The 18,894-nt window shown below is 61.8% G+C and carries 15 protein-coding genes; 3 read left to right on the forward strand and 12 right to left on the reverse strand.

Annotated elements, in window-relative coordinates; genetic code table 11:
* The first annotated feature begins 326 nt into the window (after window positions 1–326).
* Both icd and ACZ48V_RS09150 read left to right on the forward strand, forming a co-directional pair.
* Window positions 327–1,592, forward strand: a complete 1,266-nt coding sequence (gene icd, locus ACZ48V_RS09145; RefSeq protein ID WP_464538450.1) for an NADP-dependent isocitrate dehydrogenase — start codon at window positions 327–329, stop codon at window positions 1,590–1,592.
* 297 nt (window positions 1,593–1,889) lie between these two features.
* Window positions 1,890–2,336: a hypothetical protein gene (locus tag ACZ48V_RS09150; RefSeq protein WP_353562324.1), complete on the forward strand. Its 447-nt coding sequence runs from the start codon at window positions 1,890–1,892 to the stop codon at window positions 2,334–2,336.
* A 75-nt stretch (window positions 2,337–2,411) separates the two neighbouring features.
* Here ACZ48V_RS09150 and ACZ48V_RS09155 read toward each other — a convergent pair whose 3' ends face one another.
* The 4 genes from ACZ48V_RS09155 to ACZ48V_RS09170 all read right to left on the reverse strand — a co-directional run bounded on the left by ACZ48V_RS09155 (window position 2,412) and on the right by ACZ48V_RS09170 (window position 8,190).
* Complete coding sequence (locus ACZ48V_RS09155) at window positions 2,412–5,483, reverse strand: AAA family ATPase (protein ID WP_464538451.1); 3,072 nt, start codon at window positions 5,481–5,483, stop codon at window positions 2,412–2,414.
* Between the two features lie 56 nt (window positions 5,484–5,539).
* A complete protein-coding gene (locus ACZ48V_RS09160; protein WP_464538452.1) occupies window positions 5,540–6,679 on the reverse strand; it encodes an exonuclease SbcCD subunit D in 1,140 nt (379 codons plus the stop codon).
* Between the two features lie 103 nt (window positions 6,680–6,782).
* Window positions 6,783–7,895, reverse strand: a complete 1,113-nt coding sequence (locus ACZ48V_RS09165) for a tRNA-queuosine alpha-mannosyltransferase domain-containing protein (protein ID WP_464538453.1) — start codon at window positions 7,893–7,895, stop codon at window positions 6,783–6,785.
* 58 nt (window positions 7,896–7,953) lie between these two features.
* A complete protein-coding gene (locus ACZ48V_RS09170; protein WP_464538454.1) occupies window positions 7,954–8,190 on the reverse strand; it encodes a hypothetical protein in 237 nt (78 codons plus the stop codon).
* 169 nt (window positions 8,191–8,359) lie between these two features.
* Between ACZ48V_RS09170 and ACZ48V_RS09175 the strand changes: the two genes are divergently transcribed.
* Window positions 8,360–9,094 carry a ComF family protein gene (locus ACZ48V_RS09175; RefSeq protein WP_464538455.1) on the forward strand — a complete coding sequence of 245 codons (735 nt, stop codon included), beginning with the start codon at window positions 8,360–8,362 and terminating at the stop codon, window positions 9,092–9,094.
* A 90-nt stretch (window positions 9,095–9,184) separates the two neighbouring features.
* Here ACZ48V_RS09175 and ACZ48V_RS09180 read toward each other — a convergent pair whose 3' ends face one another.
* The 8 genes from ACZ48V_RS09180 to ACZ48V_RS09215 all read right to left on the reverse strand — a co-directional run bounded on the left by ACZ48V_RS09180 (window position 9,185) and on the right by ACZ48V_RS09215 (window position 18,833).
* Entirely contained in the window at window positions 9,185–9,478 is a 294-nt protein-coding gene (locus ACZ48V_RS09180; protein WP_353562311.1) for an isoamylase early set domain-containing protein, read from the reverse strand.
* Window positions 9,479–9,841: 363 nt separating this feature from the next.
* Window positions 9,842–10,924 (reverse strand): M14 family zinc carboxypeptidase, encoded by a 1,083-nt coding sequence (locus tag ACZ48V_RS09185; RefSeq protein ID WP_464538456.1) that lies wholly within the window; start codon window positions 10,922–10,924, stop codon window positions 9,842–9,844.
* Window positions 10,925–10,941: 17 nt separating this feature from the next.
* Window positions 10,942–12,417: a potassium/proton antiporter gene (locus ACZ48V_RS09190; protein WP_464538457.1), complete on the reverse strand. Its 1,476-nt coding sequence runs from the start codon at window positions 12,415–12,417 to the stop codon at window positions 10,942–10,944.
* Between the two features lie 49 nt (window positions 12,418–12,466).
* The gene (locus ACZ48V_RS09195) at window positions 12,467–13,744 is read right to left on the reverse strand and encodes a type IX secretion system plug protein (RefSeq protein WP_464538458.1); all 1,278 of its coding nucleotides are present in this window, start codon (window positions 13,742–13,744) and stop codon (window positions 12,467–12,469) included.
* A gap of 209 nt (window positions 13,745–13,953) precedes the next feature.
* Window positions 13,954–16,143, reverse strand: coding sequence for a tetratricopeptide repeat protein (locus ACZ48V_RS09200; protein WP_464538459.1), 2,190 nt, complete (start codon window positions 16,141–16,143; stop codon window positions 13,954–13,956).
* Between the two features lie 48 nt (window positions 16,144–16,191).
* Complete coding sequence (locus tag ACZ48V_RS09205; RefSeq protein WP_464538460.1) at window positions 16,192–17,037, reverse strand: DUF3078 domain-containing protein; 846 nt, start codon at window positions 17,035–17,037, stop codon at window positions 16,192–16,194.
* Window positions 17,038–17,658: 621 nt separating this feature from the next.
* Window positions 17,659–17,850, reverse strand: coding sequence for a histone H1 (locus tag ACZ48V_RS09210; protein WP_464538461.1), 192 nt, complete (start codon window positions 17,848–17,850; stop codon window positions 17,659–17,661).
* Between the two features lie 140 nt (window positions 17,851–17,990).
* The gene (locus tag ACZ48V_RS09215) at window positions 17,991–18,833 is read right to left on the reverse strand and encodes an acetylglutamate kinase (protein ID WP_464538462.1); all 843 of its coding nucleotides are present in this window, start codon (window positions 18,831–18,833) and stop codon (window positions 17,991–17,993) included.
* Between the last annotated feature and the right edge of the window lie 61 nt (window positions 18,834–18,894).

Below are 18,894 nucleotides of genomic sequence, written 5' to 3' on the forward strand. Positions count from 1 at the left end.
GTATAGGAGGCGAATGATCACTTTATAAACCAGTATGACCATGAAAACCGGTATGACGATAGAGGACTGCGACAGAGCCAGTATGAAAGCAGCATGGTAAGCGGCACGACAGACGAACGTCGATGGATGCCTATCGTCGAAGATGACACGTGGGGGAAGAGGACGGCCTTTTGATCTAAGATTTTTGGAATCCTAATCATATTGGTCAGGTTGCTTTCCTACACTGTAATAATGCATCGCAAAGAAATACACACCGATGCCTGGCCAGCGCGCGATGTGGCGCCCTGGCAAACTCGCTTATACCGACTGATTGTATAGAGACGCTTATGCCTACGACACCCTCGTTCGACCAGCTTACACCACCGACAGATGGCAACGTCATCCGCAAAGACGGTGACGCGCTCCACGTGCCCGATCGTCCGATCATACCGTTCATCGAGGGTGATGGCATCGGCCCGGATATCTGGACGGCTGCCAAGAACGTATTCGATAGCGCCGTGCAGCACGCCTATGGTGACGATCGCGAGATCGTCTGGATGGAGGTATTTGCCGGTGGCAAGGCGCAAGACGAGTACAACGAGTGGCTGCCTGAAGACACGCTCAAGGCGATTGAAGAATACCTCGTTGCGATCAAAGGCCCGCTCACCACACCCGTGGGGGGAGGCATTCGATCGCTGAACGTTGCCCTGCGCCAGCAGCTCGACCTGTTTGCCTGTGTGCGTCCGGTTCGTCACTTCGAAGGCGTGCCCTCGCCGGTTCGGGAGCCCGAGCTGGTTGATATGACGATCTTCCGCGAGAACTCGGAAGACATCTACGCGGGCATTGAGTACCGCGAGGGATCGCCCGAAAACGAGAAGATCAAGCGGTTCCTGATTGATGAGATGGGCGCGGATACCATCCGCTTCCCTGATTCTACTGCGATTGGCGTGAAGCCGATTTCAGAAGAAGGCACGAAGCGCCTGGTGCGCTCGGCCATCGATTACGCTATTGAGCGCGGGCACGACAACGTGACGCTCGTGCACAAGGGCAACATCATGAAGTTCACCGAGGGCGCCTTCCGCGACTGGGGGTACGAGGTTGCGAAAGAAGACTACGGCGCCGAAGACCTCGACGGGGGGCCCTGGCAGGTCATCACGCTCAACGACGGCCGCGAAATCATCGTAAAGGATGTCATCGCCGACGCGATGCTCCAGCAGATTCTCACGCGTCCGGACGAGTACGATATCATCGCCACGATGAACCTGAACGGCGACTACATCTCCGACGCGCTGGCAGCACAGGTGGGCGGAATCGGCATTGCACCGGGAGCGAACATCAATTACAACACGGGCCTTGCGCTCTTTGAGGCGACCCACGGCACCGCACCCAAGTATGCGGGCATGGACAAAGTAAACCCAAGCTCGGTCATCCTTTCGGGAGAGATGATGTTCCGCTACATGGGTTGGGACGAAGCCGCAGATCTGATTATCGAGGGCCTCGAAACTACGATCAAGCAGAAACGCGTGACGTACGACTTTGAGCGTAACATGGAGAACGCCACGCTCCTGAAGTGCAGCGAGTTCGGCGAGGCCGTCGTAGAAAACATGGCATAAATACGATCGGTCCGGAGCCCGTAGGCGAACATGTCGACGGGTTTCGTGCGTATAGCAACGGCAGGAAGGCGGGCGAAGTACCGATTCGTCCGCCTTTTTGTATGCTTCTGCACGCAGAAGTAAACATTCTGCCAGTCAGCATGAGCCGTCTACAGCCGGCCCGTGGAGGCTCATCCGTGCAAGCTACTGCTTACGGACACCCCTCGCTGTTTGCGGAGCCGACTTCGGTGCCACCTACGGTGCAGATTACGGTGCACGCCGCGATCCCTCTACTTGAGTTAACTTTTCTTGTCGCTTATGGCTTCTCGTACTACCACGTTCATTGACGACGAAGCGCAGATGTTCACGGTACGCGCCCCTGCGCACATCCCCGAAGCCGCTATCGAATCCAGTCATCATGACTTTATCGCCGATCACTGGGTTGACCTGGCTGCCGCGTCGTACATGGGGTTTCAGCGCCTGGGTATTGGGCTGGTTGTCGTGCAGGAACGTCCTTCAGTCGACGAAGCGGTTCAGATGGAGGCGCATACCATCGGCTATGCGCAGGCCGATGGCATGTGGATCAAGAACCGGGCCGCCCATCTGCCCACTGAATGGATGGATACCCAGCTGCAGTCGTACGATCCGAATGAATCGGTGCTGGCACTTTTTGTGGAGAGCGAAGACGTGATCCGTGCCTATGCGGTAAGCGCCCAGCCCTCCCCGCCCAACGCTCTGCATCAGGCACGCGCCCAGCTGAACTGAGAAGCTGAGCCGCCACGTTGAACTGAGGGTTTACGTAGACTGGCAGAGCGGGCGGGCGGCCCAATTCGTTCTCAGCTATACCTCTACCCGCAGTTGGCTGCCGTCCTGCGCATCCCGTACGGTAAGACGGGCCGGCAGGCGACGCTTTAGCTCGGTTACGTGCGAGATAATACCCAAGAGGCGGCCCTGCTGGCGTTTCTGCACATCGCTTAGCACATCGAGTGCGCGTTCGAGCGTGTCTTGATCGAGTGTTCCAAAGCCTTCGTCGATGAAGAGCGTGTTTAGGCGACGACCGCCCGTGCGGCGCTGGACCACGTCGCTCAGCCCGAGGGCCAGCGAGAGCGCGGCGTTGAAGCCCTCGCCGCCCGAAAGCGTACTCACCGGACGCTCCTCGTTGGTGTAGGCATCGTGCACGCGTAGGTCGAGCCCGCCACTGCGGCGGGCATCGTTGAGCGTCGTAGCACGCTTTAGATGATACTGGTTCTGCGACATCCGCTGCAGGTGCGTATTCGCGACCTTCAGCACGTCTTTTAGCCGCGCGGCCAATACGTAGCGCTGCAGGCTGATGTTGCGTTCGTTGAGCCCTTTGCCTCTTGCTACCTGACTCAAGTGACCGATACGCTCGACTCGGCGCTCGGCTTCGGCTGCCTGGTTTTCAATCTTCTTGAGACGCTTTAGCGCCCGCAACAGGCTGTTGTTTGTGCTCTCCAGCCCCCCGATCTGCTGGTCGAGATCGCTGAGCCGGGCTTTGAGTTTACTTACGTGCTCCTGGGCTTCCTCCACATCCGGCGGCTCGATGCCCTCAGCGCGCGCCTTGGCCGTCTGTAGCTCCGACTGCGCGGTAGACCACTGCTTATCCACCGCCTGAATCTCGTCGCGCAGGGCCTCCAGCGCGCCGGCTTCCATCTGGGCATCCTCGTACGCCGTACGGTCTTCAAATCCCTGCTCATGCAACGCCTCCCGAAACGCCGTCTCAGCCTCCTGGTATGCCGCGTGGGCAGACGCAGACTGCGCGCGTGCATTTTCCAGATTCGCCTCGGTCCGGGTGTGCTCGGTCTTGGCTGATGCTACCTGCGCCTCAGCCGCCTCCAGCGCTTCGGTGTAGGCGGCGAGTTCGTCCTGTAGCGCAGCGATACGCTCCTCCAGGTCCTTCGTGGATTCGATCCCCTCAGGCACGCTATCCGCCAGGCGTTCGACGTCGCTGGCTGCCTTTTCGTGCTTGCTCTTGGCCTCGCGCACCGCATCCTTCTTCGCATCCAGCGCCTCGCGCTTGGTCTTTAGCGCTTCGCTAATGGCATCGCGGTGTTCCGTCGCGTCCTCCACCGTTGACTGGGCCTGTTCTGCAGACGCGAGGGCCTCTTGGGTTTCCCGGTGCTTCGCCTCAATTTCAGCTACCGTGTGCTCGGTGAGGACAGCATCCGTATCCTGAAGTGCCTCAATCCTGCTGGTGTGCTTATCCACGGCTCGCTGGGCCGTTGTCTCCTTTTTGCGGGCCTCCTGCAGCGTAGACGCTGCGTCGTCGAGTGCCGCTCGGGCCCGTTTGAGCGTCTTCGCATCGGGCACGTCGCGCGTTGCATCAGCAGGGGCCGGGTGGGCGGTCGACCCGCAGACCGGACACGGAGCGCCGGACTCCAGCTGCGCGGCGAGCACGCTGGCAAAGCCCTCGTCGCGGGCCCGCTCCAGCTCGCGGACCTGCTCTTTCTTCGCATCGCGCACGCTTGCGTGCTGCGCAACCCGCTCCTGCGCGGCTGAAAGCGTCTCTTCGGCCTCCTGCAGCGCCTGGGTCGTTTGGGCCAGCTGACGCGCATTTTCCAGCCGCTGCTTCCACGTGTTCACCGCCGACATGCGCTCAGGCACCGCCTCGGCCTCTTTTTTGTGCGCTTCAATAACCGACGCTGCTTCGCTGATCTCTTTCTCCAGCGCTTCGATATCATCCAGAAGCGCCTCTTTTTCTGCGACGGCTTTGTTGTAAGTCGTTTGGGCGGATGCGCGCGCTTCTCTGGCGTCGGACAGCGTCGCCACATCCGAACGGATGGAGTCGAGCGCGTTAATCTGGGTCTCTAAGGCGTCCCGTTCCTCGCTTTTCGCCTGCTCGCGCTCCAGCTCGGATTGGGCTTTGTCGCGTGCCTTCTCGGCTTTCTCGTATGCCTCTTGTGCCTCATTCAGTGCTGCTTTCGCACGATCGCGGGCCGCCTTCTGGTCGCGCATGCGCACCGCTGCGCTCTCGATTCGCTGCGCACGTTCGGCTGCTCGGGCCCGCGCCTTCCGCGCGTGCTGCGCCTCCTGTTCGTCGCGAAGCGCCTCAACGCGTTCCTGCGCCTTCTCGACCGCATCCAACAGCTGCTGCTGATCGCGGGCCGTCTGCAGCGCCTCTTCCGCATCGCTCAGCCGGGCAGCTACGTCTGCATGGGTGTCGCGGGCATCGCTGAGGGTTTCGGCGCACGCTTCCTGCTTCGACCGCAGCGCAGCGGGCGTTTCCACGTCGTGTTGCGTCAGCAGAGCGCTACGCTGGTCCAACAGCGCCTTTGTATCCTGCTTGGCCTCGGCATGCATCGCTTTGAGCTCGTCTTCCAGGTCGGCAAACTGCTCCGTATCAAACAGCACCTTCAGGATGTCTTCGCGCTTACTGGAGTCGGCAGCAAGGAACGCACGAAACTGGCCCTGAGGCAGCACCACCACCTGCCGAAACTGGTCGACCTGCAGACCCAGCAGCGACTCGATGCGGTTGGTGACGTCGCGCTTGCCCTCGGCGATGAGCGTACCGGAGGCATCACGTTCGGCGTCGGTGCGGTCGTAGAGCTCGGCATCGGGGCCGCGGGTGGTGGTGCCTTCCCCACGCTTCTTCGCCAGCTCCATACGCGGACGCCGCCACACGCGGTAGCGTTTGTCGCCAAGGCGGAAGTCGAGCGTGACCTCGGTGGGGTCGTCGGGCGTGGCGTAGTGGCTGCGCAGGTCCGTGGCGTCGCGCTCCGCTCCCGACGATTCGCTGTAGAGGGCGTAGCAGATCGCATCCAGCACAAACGACTTCCCGGCACCGGTCGCGCCATGAATCAGAAAAAGCTGGTGGCCGGCAAAGTTGGAGAAGTCGACGTCCTGAGGTTTGGCGTATGGACCAAACTGTTTGAAGCGGAGGCGTTCGAGCGTCATAGCAGGGCAAGAAGTTGGGAAGCGGGGGGAGAGATGCAACGCACTGCAACGGACTCCTACGCGTTGCGGCGATTGGCATCGATGCGTTCGAGGGCGGAGTCGAGAATCGGGTGGTCTTCGTCGTTGAGGTGCGTTCCGGTAGCGTAGCGGTAGAACTCGCGAAAGATCTCGGTTGGGCTGTCGTCGTCGGCGGGTGGCACGAGATCGTCGTCGGCGTCGATCTCTACACGCGGAAACGCGATCTGGAGACAGTTCGGGTAGACCTCGCGCAGGCGCGCCATTGCATCGGTAACCGGCCCCCGGTTGGTGAGCGTGATCTTCAGGTAGTCGTCGGCGTCGGGGTCGCGGGTGCCCTGGTCAAGTATCTCATGAAAGTCGCCTTCGATGCAGCGCAGATCATGGGGCGGCGTAAACGGGACCGGTTCGACCGTACAGGCGCCTTCGGCATTCATGTCGACTACATAGAACGACTTGGTATGCGTGTGTTCGCTAAAGGAGTACTTCATCGGCGAGCCGGCATAGCGAATATGATTCTCGCTTACGCGCTGCCGCTGATGCAGGTGACCGAGCGCCACGTAGTTGAACCCATCGAACAGTTCGGTGGGCACCTGTTCAGCCCCGCCCACAAGCGTGCGCTCAGAGTCGCCAATCGTGCCGCGATGCGCGAAGATATGGGCAACCGCTATGGAGCGCGCGTTGTCGGGAATCTGCGGGCGCAGGTGGCTGAGCTGAGCAGATACGACGTCTTCATGCGATCGAATAGACGTGTCTGAGTCAAACGCCTGGCGCGCATAGGCCGGTTGGGCATAGGGAAGCCCCGCGATGTAGACCGGTCCGTGCGCATCCCGTAACACAACAGGATCGGTGCGGGGGTGGCATAGCACGTGCAGGCCCTGGCGCTCGAGGATGGTAGAGCCAAAGTCGAGGCGGTCGGGACTGTCGTGGTTGCCTGCAATCATAAAGACGGGCAACCCGGCATCGACCACGAGGCGAGAGAGGACCTGGTCGAGCACCTCTACGGCCTTTGAAGGAGGCACTGCGCGGTCGTAAATGTCACCCGCTACGATGATAGCGTCGGGCTCATAAGTCTGTGCGGCGTCGACAAACTGGTTGAGGACGGCAGCCTGGTCTTCGGTCAGATGCTGGCTGTGCAGGAGTCGTCCGAGATGCCAGTCGGCGGTGTGAAGGAAGCGCATGTTGGGGGGGGAGGGTTCTGAGGATGGATGGTTAGAGGTGAACGCCGGCTACCACGGGCCGATACTGCGTATTAGTTATCACGGATCAGTTATCGTGGGTCAGCTATTCCAGAGCAGTGAAGGCGCGGTCGAAGGCGGAAGCGCGGCGCGGCCAGTCGAATTGGGCTGGGATGTCGTACAGCGTGCGTTTGGGAAGCGGACGAAGGGTATCCGACAGCAGGCCTTTGAGTAGAGCAAGGGCGTCTTCTGGCGTGTCGTAGAGGGTAGGGGCATGAAGGAGCGGATCGTGCAGGCGGTCGGGCACAAGCTCGGGATAGCTGAGCCGATGGGGCAAGACCGGGTGGCACCCACAGCGAATGGCCTCCATGACCGAGAGGCCGAAGAACTCATGGTGAGCCGTCGACACAACGACATCGGCGCGGTGCAGGAGCTCGGTGTAGACATCGGGGTCTTCCACGAAGCCCATGTGCAGCAGACGGTCGGCAAAGCGGGTGCGTAGTGCGTCGAGGGGTTCGGGCGTCTGGCCCACCGCGCGTCCGGTAATAATGAGATGGAAGGGCACTGCGTCGTCGTTGAGCCCTTCGACGAGGTGGAGCAGCCCCTCCGGGTTTTTGTCGAAGGCCCAGCGCTGATTCCAGAGCAAAACGGGCGGGGCGTTCTGCGGACGAGGATGGGGCGGGCCAAGGCGTTCCAGGTCCATGCCGAGATGCATCACCTGACTACGCGCTTCGATGGTGTCGACCAGTGCGGCAGAGGGGGGATCCGGGAAGCGGTTCAGGAAGTCCGGCAGCGCCTCCAGAAAGTCTGTGCGGTGGAAGTCTGAGTTAAACCAGCAGGCGTCGGCTGCGAGCGCCGATCGGTAGTTCATCAGCGCGTAGGTGCGCGGCGCTGCAGCCCCGGGCGGGCGCGGGTAAGTGAGCTGGTTTTCGTGGAAGTAGAGCACGACCGGTACGTTGGCGAAGTCTGGCCGCATGAGTGCGAGAAAAGAAGGCAGGTCGAGCATGTCAGAGGCGAACACCAGGTCGGGGGTGCCTCGTTCAGACACGACGTGCCGGGCGTGCTCTGCGAGAGACACCGCGGCGGCATCCATGCGCCAGCGCCAGTGGCGTCCGGGTAGGGTGCAGAACGTGTACTCGTGGGCCGAGTGCGCACGGAGCCCGTCCAGGAAGCGGCGGTGCGACCCTCCGTACCACGGTTCCACGACGAGGATATGCATGGATGCAGACCGGTAAGAGAGCCCAGAAGAGAGATAGAAAGAGACGTACTGAAGGGAGCTAAGACGTTGCGAGCCGGTTGGCGAGCGCTTCGTCTTCTTCCTTTGTTGCCGGGCGGACGATAGCAATGGCCCGCACCTGTAGCGCTTCGCGAAGTTTAGGGTCGCGCACTTCCTCAGGGGTAATGAACTCCTCTTCACCCGGCCCGAGCTTGATTACGCGCGATGCCATAGCAACCTGTTCATTGACAGATCCGGTGTTCTTAATGAGCATACCACGGCGGTCACGATCAGCCATAAGGATGAAGGCAAGCGTTTCAAGGGAGGATACGAGGTAGATCCGTAGACTTTTACGGATCTATAGTATATCATACAGGAACGCCCAATGCACATGCAAACGACGAATAATTGCGTAATTGAGCTGAGGGCGTTTGCAGCGGACTACAGAGGATCAAGAGGGAACTGTGATGCGTGCTCAAGAAAATCAGTTCGACGAAACCGCGCCCGTGCGAACGGGATGGCTTCGCGCATGCCTGCATGGGGCACTGGGTGTGCTCTACCCGCCACAGTGCGTGGAGTGCGGAGTGCGAACGGCTGCGCCCGACGTGCCGCTGTGTCCGCGCTGCGCGGCCGGTATTGAGCGGGCTACCCCGCAGGCGGTGGGGGAGCGCCTGCAGCGTCTTGCGGCTGCCGACGTCATTGCAGATGCCCGGAGCCTGTGGGTTTTCGACGCACAGGGCGCTCTGCAGTCGGTGCAGCATGCGCTTAAGTACCAGAACCAGCCACATATCGGGCACACGCTCGGGCGGTGGATGGCCGATGTAGTGCCGACGGAGGCGTGGACGCCGGATGGGTTTGTGCCGGTGCCGCTGCATCGACAGCGCTGGTTGGAGCGCGGATACAACCAGAGCGAAACCCTTACCAAGGGACTCGCGGAGGCGACCGGTGTGCCATCGTGCCCCGACATCCTGGCTCGCGTACGGCCCACGGCCTCACAGACCGGGCTGGCCCGAACCCAACGATGGCGAAACGTAGCCGGTGCGTTTGCCGCTTCGCAGCCCGACCGTGTCGCCGGGCGGGCATGGGTTGTAGTCGACGATGTACTCACAACGGGGTCGACCGCCGCGGCGGCAGCTCATGCGTTGCTTCATGCGGGAGCCAGCCAGGTCTTCCTGTGCACGCTCGGAATGGCCCGCACGTAAGCCATACGTCACGTAAGCCATACGTATAGGCCATTCTAAGAGGCCCGTGAGAGACCCGCGGTATTCCAACATGCGGGCTTTCGCAGGCTTCTATGTGTGCACTACGCTATTTTCTTCAAAGAAGGGGTTCGAGGCGTAAGCGTCGGCATCGGGATCGTTAACCCAGGCTTCGCTGTCAACCCGGTAGCGAAACTCGTGCTGGGTGTCGGGCTCCAGGGAAACCGCAGCTTTCCACACGTCGCGCGACTTTACGTACGTCATGGGCAGTTCGCTGGGATCCCAGTCGTTGAAGCTCCCAGCCACAGCGGCATGGTCATCGACCATGTCACCAGGAAGCTCAAACGTGACCCGGACGACCGTCTTGTACTCGCGTTTCTTTATCATCGTGATGTACTTCAGTAAAGGGAATAGTAGCGCTATGCCGCTACTATACTGCGCGGGCCGCTATGTTCAAACAGGAGGCTGCTGAAAAGCGCTTCCTTTCATGGGATTGTCATGATACGCGACAGGGTATGGCGTTTAAGGAGTATGGAGCAGTTCCAGTATAGTGTAGCGCCAGTATAGCGTAGCTCCTATTCAGGATGGGGCTAACGAATAAGATGGGGCTAACGAATAAGGAAGTGCAGACAGCTGCCTGCAGGAGTCCCGAATGCCTGGGTACCATAGCGTGTGCCATAGCGGCCCAAGGGACGCTACGTGCATTTTCTTATGCATTGCCCTCTGCATTGCGTTTCCTTATGCAGCAGCTTATGCAGCACGGCAGGTAGCCACTATGCCTCCGATGACATGTCCCTGTATCTGCATTGCGGTGTGCAGCGGGAGCAGGCGCAGGCCAAACGTGTCGAGCGTGTCTGACGTATCGTGCTTTTTGAGTTCCTGTTGGATGCGGGGGAGCGCCTCTTTAAAGTCGGTGTAGCGCGGCGGCGGGCCGCCAACGGGAGTAGCCGAGTCAAGCACAAACAGCGGCAGCTCGGTGACAACCGAAAGCGGGGTGCCGCCGAGCGAAGCAACAAACTCCATGGAGCTGTCCAGGAAACGGTTGGCCATCGCGTCGTCGTTCTGGGCATGGAAGTAGGCGCGCATTCCGCTGCCACTTGGCGTGGTAGCAAACCCGGGACCAAGCCAGAAGAAGCCCTTCTCACCCTGGCGGTTATGATCATGCATGCCGAGCCCCGCTTCAGCCACAACGGTCTGGTAGCGCGTCTGCAGCGCCTCAGTGCGGTAGCCCCAGTGTGGATGGATCAGCAGCAGCGCGCCGGCGGCAACACCCATGCCGTGCGCACTCAGGTGCGCGTCGAACGGCCCCTGTGCGCGCAGAAAGTCGCTTACAACCTCGTTTTCCTTACGCATATCTGGAAATCCGAACTCCATGTCGCGTCCAGGAAGTTCGCGCACGCGGTGACGCAGATAGGCTTCGGCGCTGGGCCACTTCTCGATCCATGGCTGGTTGCGCGCCTCGCCGTCAGGATTGGTGTGCGGTACGATCGTCCATCGAATGCCCGTGCGCCAGGAGGCGTCGGGTGTCGTAGAAAGCAGCTGGTCGACGAGGTAGCGCAGCGTTTCGGGACCTACGGGCTCATCGGCATGGTTGCCCGCAATACAGCTTATGTGCAGCGGACCGTCGCCTGCGGTAACGCCATAGATGGGCCGCTCTTCTTCGCTGACGCCGAGGTCATGAAACGTGACGTCATCGCTCCCGGCGCAAGCCTCGTGGTGGCGGGGGTAGGCCGCGTCTTGCGTCTGGAATGCAACCGTGTCGGAAGTGATTGGGGCCGTGAAGGCGTCGCCCCACCGGGCAGCAGCGGTAAGCGTGTCATTGTCAGCAGCCATGAGCTAAGCGTGTCAGGTCAGGGAGTGGCTTCGGGCGTTTCAGGAGGCGCTACGAATGCATCGGGCGGACGTTCGGTGTCGGCGTTCTCGGTCAGCACGTAGACATGGTCGCCCGGCTGGAAGCGGATGTGTCCGCGCGGCGCTATGAGGGTGCCGTCGCGGACCAGGGCAGCAACGACCATGTGCGGGGGAATGGTGATATCGGCAAGACATTCGCCAACAGCGGGTGCCTCGGCTTCGAGGAGCACATCGAGGACGGCACTACCGGGTGGGGCGGCGCCGGCCAGCTCGGTGCGTAAGGGAGGCGGCGGAGCGGTCGTGGCCAGGCCCAGCCACCGGCCCAGCGGCACGATCGTGAGGCCCTGCAGGGCTGTGCCTACAACTACGCAGACAAAGGTGACGTTGAAGATGAAGGTGCTTCCGGGCAGTTCGTTCACGAGCGGCACCATCGCGAGGATAATCGGAACGGCGCCCTTGAGCCCGGCCCACGAAAGCAGCGCTTGCTCGCGGAGCGAGAAGCGAAAGCGCTCGCCCACCAGTCGAAGTGGAGCCAGCGTAAGCACAACCGACACCGGACGCGCCACCAGCACGAGTCCAACGGTCAGGAGCAGGGCTACGGGAATATGCGGGATCAGGTCGGCGGGGACGACAAGCAGCCCGAGCAGCAGAAACATGGAGATCTGAGCGCCCCAGGCTACGCCATCCATGAAGTTCTGGATGTTGTGGCGATGCACGAGGGGCGCATTGCCCAGTACCACGCCCACCACATAGATCGCCAGGAAACCGTTGCCGCCTACAAGATCGGTTGCTGCGTACGTGAGGAGTCCACCGGCCAGGGCCAACACGGGGTAGAGTCCCGGACTGTCGATCTCCACGTGGTTAATCAGCAGCACGAGTCCACGCCCCATGCCGTAGCCCAGCACGGCACCAGCGGCCAGCTGCAGCACGACGCCTCCGGCCATAGTGCCAATAGAGGCCGTCCCGGTCGTGAGCGCCGAGGCCAGGAGGATCGTGAGATAGATGCTAATGGGGTCGTTGGTGCCCGACTCGGTTTCGAGGATGCCCTGCAGGCGCTTGGGAAGTCCGCACCCCTTCAGCACGCTAAACACGGCAGCCGCATCGGTAGGCGCCAAAATGGCTCCGAGCAGGAGTCCGCCCAGCAGGTCGAGGGGCGTCAGCCACCAGGCAATCAGGCCCATCACGCCGGTTTTAAGGAGCACCCCGACGGTGGCAAGAAGACCGGCAGGCACGAGGGAGGCGCGAAAGAGCTTCGCCTCCATGTCGAGGCCGCCGCTCAGAAGGATGACGGCCAGCGCGAGCATCCCGATGTTGACGCCCAGCTCGTAGTTGGTAAACGTTACGCCAGAGCTGCCGGCGACTACGCCAATCCCCACAAACAGCACGAGCGCCGGCACGCCCGCCCGCTGGGCCACGCCTGTGCTCACAATAGCTGCGATAATCAGCAGGCTGGCAAGGAGAACGTACAGGCTCATGATGCAGGAAGGCTACCAGCGAGAAAAAAGACACCGAGAGGGGGGCGCGTTAAAACCGGGAGCGTGCCGTCTGAACGTGTAGCAGCCGGTCGGTACCGAGCGAGGCATCGCGGTAGTAGACAAACGTGATATACCGGTTCTCGCGGCGCATTAGCTGTTCCTGTAGCACGGACTGCAGGCCGGGGTCGGTAGAGCGGTAGCTGTACTCGTGCATGCCCTGCTTCATACGGGCGGTGGCGACATAACTTGCCGTAGTGGCATCCCACGACATGCGGAGGCCCTCGTCGCTGTGCAGGAACGGGCCCGTTAAGAAGATATCGCGGCGTGAAGCAGCCGGCTCAGGCGGACGCAGCGTAAACTGCACGTCTACGTACTGTCCAGAGACTTCGGGGTCGGAGAGCTGGCGCAGCGCGGCACGCACAAGGGTCTGCCCGTCGAGCGGTTCGAAGCGGTCCTCGCCAAGAAAGCGGGCGTCGTCGGGCTCAATCTCAATGCGAGGCGGACGACGGGTACGGTCTACGTGCGCGATGCTTCGGCTTGTGCGCAGGCTGCTCAGGTCGACCACGTTCGGGGCGGTGGTAGGAGCATAGGCATCTTCGCGGTCGAGTTCAAACGCCAGTGCGGGCTGCTCGCTCAAGAGCGGACGCTCGCTACAGCGCGGCGCTTCGCGCAGTCCGTTGCGTGCAAAGCAGACCGTGTACCCAAACGGATTCCCACGCAGGTCGGCTGGTGGGGTGAAGAGGAGCGAGGGCTGTTGCAGAGGCAGGGGCTGTCCGGGACGGCGGAGCCCCTCGATATCGATCTGTCCTGAGGCGCGTTGCTCGGTTACGTAGAACGCGCGCTCGAACAGCACGTCGTTGCGACGGCCCTGTTCAGTGACGCGCACGATGTAGTTGCCGCTCACGGTGAAGCCGATTGTGTCGTTCGGGAATTGGTACCGGTAGTGCACATAGGGCACGTCGGTGCCCCGCGAAGGGCGATAGTCGAGCACAGCATCGTCGATGAAGCCTTCCATGTATTGCGACGGGCTCAGGTCGCGCTGCCAACTCCGATCGGCATGGAAGAAATAGACGCTCAGGGGGCGTCCGTCCTCGGTCAGGATGTCGAACGCGAGGGTGAGCTGGTTGCTTGCGTTCACCGAAATAATCGGCAGGGCCCGCTCGTCGTTACCCTGGTAAAGCTGGATGGTGTGTACGGTGGTGTCGGTCGGGGCGAGCGTGGGGCGTAGGGATGGGGCTTCGGTCTCGCCGGTACGTTCGTCGTGCATCTCATCGGTCGACGCGCAACCCGCAAGCAGCACCAGCAGCAGCAACCCGAGGCCCAGCATGTGAATCAGGCTGCATGAAGAGAGGCCAATTGAGCCAAGGAGCGTGCCAGCAGAAGAGGACGAGCAGCTCTCTGGCTCGGGTGGGGGACACGATGAACAACCAAACATGCAAGGCGGCTATTGAACGAGGGAATCAGTAGCGCGATCGTGAGCGCCATTCCATGCGATGGTAGTGGACCATGCTGAACGATATGATGCTGAACGATGTGTCACCTACCCGGTTCGCCCGGGCAGGCAGCCCCGATGGTGCCGGTCTGGTGCCAGTGGGCCCGCCGAGCGGCGTAGGCGAGCGTGCGTTCCAGGGCAGGAGCGTTCTGTCGCTGTGCCGCTGCCCGGGCCTCGCAGGCGACGCGCTGTGCGAGCGGCCAGTCGCCCCGGTCGCGAGCGGACGCTACCGCGGTTATATGGAGGTGCAGCATCCAGATGTCGCGCCAGCCTCGGGGCAAGTCGGATGTCTGGATTTCGGCGACGGCTGCATCGCGCCCGGCGCGTAAGTTCAGGCTATCGGTGTGCAGGGTCTGTTCGGTGGTGCGCAGGCGCCGCTGCCAAGTGGAGTCGGGTGTGGGGGCTTCGACAGCGGCGGCGGCATCGGCGTCGAGGGCGCGGGCGATGATGCGGGTACGGGCCTCCACCGACGCGCGAGGGAGTGCTGCTTCAGCGGCGCGGTACGCACGGGCCGCCGCGGCCCACCGGTTGAGCTGCATGCGCGCCGTGGCAGCGAGCATCCATTCGGTGGGTCCACGGGTGTCTGCATCCCCCAGTACCTGATACGCAGAATCGGGGCGCTGCTGGTCGAGATGGATGCGGGCGAGCTGGTGTCGGGACCGGGCGAAGCCGGGGGCCTGGTCGAGGGCGGCATGCAGGGCGCCAAGGGCCGCGGTGGTGTCGCCGGTAGCGAGTGCGTCCTGGGCCTCGTCGTAGCGGGTCTGGGCGGGTACTGGTTCGTAAGGGCAGTCGAGCTCAAAGAAGCTGGGGAGGCGGAAGCGCCGCTGCGCGACCGGGCGGGCGTCGACGTTCACATGGGACTGCGTGCGCAGGGTGCGGAGCCAGTTGCCGGTGAGCGCCTCGAAGGGGGCTCCGGTCGCAGAGGCGAGGCGTCCGGAGGCATAAGCGTCGGCGATGGCGGGGTGCCCGTGCCGATCGGCGACGGACTGGATGAAGGACCCAAACACAGTATACGAGGCGCCGCCGCGGGCCGTCCAGAAGCCAAAGGGCGACCACTGGCGCTTGACCTGCGTGGCGCGATCGGGGAGGGCGTCGGAGGGGGTTACGGCGAGCACCTGGTCGTGTGGATGCGGGCGCCGCGTGGGCGCTTCGAGGGCCACAGCCCAGCCTTCTACAAGGCCGACCGACCACGAGGCGTTAACGAGCGGCAGGCCGTACGGGCGCGTCATGATGTGCGCGAGCTCGTGGGGCATAGACGAGTAGCGCGCGGTGAGCAGGTGCATCTGCGGCTGCGCGAGCCAGACAGGGGCTACGCTGGTGGTATGGGCTCCGGTGAGGCGCGCCCGGGTGTCGGCGTCGGGGTAGAGGTAGACCCGGATGCCGGCGGGCGCTTCCGATCCGGCGCCGAGGTCGTGGATGAGGCGGTCGCGCTCAAACTCAAGCTCATCGCCGATGGTGGTTACCTCGGTTGAGTCGAGGTCAGCCGGGTCGTAGTAGACGTCGAAGTGGGCGGTGGGGTGGTGGCCCTGCAGCGACTGCTGGAGCGTCTGCGCGGTGGTGTTGATACGGAGCTCGCCGCTGAATAGGTAGGCGGCAGCGAGGGCGAGCGCAACCGGCCCTGCGACCCCGGCGCTGGGCAGCGACCAGCCGTAGCGCACCGCGTGCCCACGCGCCCAGAGCAGCGCAACCCAGAGCAGCGTAACGCCCCGGAACGCGATGAGTCCGGGATGAAACGGTAGAAAGCGGTCGTAGATGGGGGCGAGCACGCCGCCAAACACGTGGCTATAGGTATAGAACTGCGGGTGCAGGCCCAGGTCGTAGAGCGTGCCGCCGGCGATGACGAGCAGGCCCACGCCGGTAAGGCGCCAGCCGGCGTACCGGTCGGTGCGGCTGGTTATCCAGTAGGCGAGGGCAGTCGCAAAGAGCGCCGAGCTGAGCGGGAACAGCAGGAAATAGCCGAACCCGGCAACCAGGTCGCAGTGCGTGCGCCAGAGCCCGGGGAGGAGGAGTCCGACCAGCGGGATCAGGAGCAGTGGCAGATGGGCCTTTAGCGTCTGAAGCAGATCGGGGGTGCGCTGCTGTGAGAACAGGCAGCAGGCGAACCATCCCGATCCAAAAAACGCGGTCGTGGCCCATACAACCCCTGCTGGATAGTGCAGGGTAGCGAGGGGAGGCACCGTCCAGCACAGCGCAACGACGACAGCATAGAGTGCAGCGAGCCAGGGGCGCGTCATAGGCTTACAGCACGATCATAGGCTACGGGACAGTCGTGGGGCTATATGCTATATCAGGTTGAACGTGATGCCTACCGACAGCACCTCTTTGATCTGGATGGCATCGACCACGTTTTCGTTATAGAGCGCTACAAGCTCGAGTTCGGTGCTCAGCCAGTCATTGATGCGCATCGACACGGTGTTTTCCCAGGTTACGTCTGGGGGCGTTTCGACCTCGTTAAACGAGAGAAAAATGTTGAGCGTGGAGCGCCAGCGCACGTTCTCCATGATGCGCACGTCAAGAATGTTGTTTACCTCTGCCCCGGCTTCAAAGCGAAGCAGGTTGTCTTCGGGGACGTCGTAGAGCACGCGCAGACCCTCGCTGCGAACGATGGTCTGCTTGGTTGCCCCACCAAAGCGGAGCGTGTACCAGGAGGCTGGGTCGTAGGTGAGACCGAGCGACTGCGTAAAGAACGCAGGGGCAAGAAAATCAGAAACGAGGATGGGGGGCTCACGATCGCTATCGGGAAACGGATCGCTGCTGAAGTTGAAGCCCTTGGCAAACTGGGTGCGCAGTACGGAGGCGAACGTGGGGTTGAAGCGTTCGAAGAAGTCGTCGCCCAGGTAGCGCAGTGCCATCTGCAGGCGGATGACGTCTTCGGACTTGCGGAAGGGCTCGTCTTCTTGATTGATGAACCCGACCCGGAAGCGTGCCTGGTAGAGCTGGGTCAGCGAGTGGGTGGTTCGTTTGGCTTCGCCATCCAGCAGCGCCGATACAGAGATTGCGCTCACGCCGCCTTCTTGCCAGTTGCTGTAAGCGGCCTGCGATCCGGAGAGGCGCGTGCCCAGCTCATAAGTCCACGGATGGGGCTCTTCCTCACTGGGTGGGTCGGGTTCGCTAGGCGGAGAGGGCATGTTCTGGGCACTCACCGGAATGGCAGGCAAGGAAAGACATGTTGCAAGCACGACGAGTGCAACGAGGAAGGGGCTCAGCGAGGAAGGCCCGAAAGGCAACGAACAGCGGTTTGGCATATCCAGGGCGTGCGCGAATAGGATGGGGGAAGATAGTACAGGGAGGAACGCCCGACGAGGAACGCCCGACACAGGCAGGTAGCGCAGGATGCTGCGCAAGAATATCGTAGGGGAGGACGTAGGCGTATAGTTGCGCATACAGTACGCAATGCACACGTACAATACAAAATAATAAGGAGGTACGCCAAGTGATAACGGCGTACCTCCTTATTACGCTTGTCGTAGAGCCTGTTTAGGGGTTAGGTTGTAGGCGATAGCAAGCGCCGCTGCGGCGAAAATTGGGCCTCGATGGAGGTTCGTAGTGGGACTACAGGCCCACATCGGGGACAATTTGCACCAGGGGTATGACTTTTGGCCCCGGTCCAGCGGAGTCGCACGGAGCCCAGATTAAGAAATCAAAACAGGCCCTTTATCACTCAGGCGGTACGCACACGGGCCCATAGGCCGCGCGTGGGGCTGCTACACGCAACGGTTGCGTGCGCAAGACCGGCCCGCCGGATGCGACTACAGCTCTTCGTTCTTGATATCCTGAATCTCCTGGCGGATTTCGTGGGCCAGTTTCTTCAGCTCCATCATGCTCTTGCGAGCACGGGTGCCAGCGGCCTTGTTTTCCTTCTCATAGAACTTCATGAGGTCCTCTTCGGCGTCGGCGATGAGGTCGGTGAGCTGGCTGTAGCGTTCTTCAAAAGTGCTCATAACTGAACTAAGCGTTTGATAAGGTACGAAAGGTCGTTGATTTCAAGCGCACAAACATAAAACCCCTTTCAACGGCATTCAAGCCATATTTCGGGCCAATTGCTTTTGCGTGCATCTTTGACGCCAATTTACCCAAACGTTCAACCAGGGTCCACGATCGCGGTCCCTTCTGGGCGAGAACCGCTGAAAAATGCCTGCACATTGGTAAGCAAGGCCAGTAGACCCGCCTGGGCAAGGTGACTCAGGGCCGCGGCATGGGGAACGTCGTCTGACCGAGAGGGCGGCGCATGACGGTCGCGTATCGTGCCGTTCTCGCCACGTATGCCGGGCGTGTCGTTCGGGTGGAAGAAGACGACCTGTACCGGCGCATCGGTAACATCGTTGCGCATGAAGTACTTTCCGAGGGCTGCTGCGGCCTCATATAGTGGCACCTCTTCGGCGATGGGGCTGTCGGGCGCATCGATCATAGACGAGACGACCGCCACAACGTGCTGCTTGAGCAGGGCATCTAGCCAGCCCAGGTTAGGGGCGGCTTCTATGGCACCGCTCTCGGTGCGATGCAGAAGCTGCCGGTCGGTGCCCTGCACACCCACCGTTGGCACCACCTGATCGGTAAGTGCCGCCACGATCGACTGATTCGTCTCGCGCAGGTCGCGTTCAACCAGGCGGCGCTGCTTCTCGGTCTCAACAGGCAGGAGCCCGTCTTCGCGTTCAATAAAGACGCCGTCGGATTCAAACGTGCGTTCCACTTTCTCGCTGCTACCGTGCACGATGAGGGTGCGTCGGTGGCCGACCGGGTGCTTGTGGAACTGCTGCGCAAGCGTGTCTAAGAAGAGAGGATCGCTGACGTGCTCGGTATCGAGGTACAGAATGTGTAGCACGGGGGCAAGGTAGGGGGCTGGTGGTTGAGGATGCGAGCGCGCATGCTCAACGAGAACACCAAGGCGCAGGTTCGCACCAGAGGGGGGCCGTGAAGCACGCATGGCGGCCCAGCGCGCAGCCGCGCCGCCGTATCCAGTATTTCATACCGTGTGTATTGACCCT

Source organism: Longimonas haloalkaliphila (assembly GCF_055379825.1).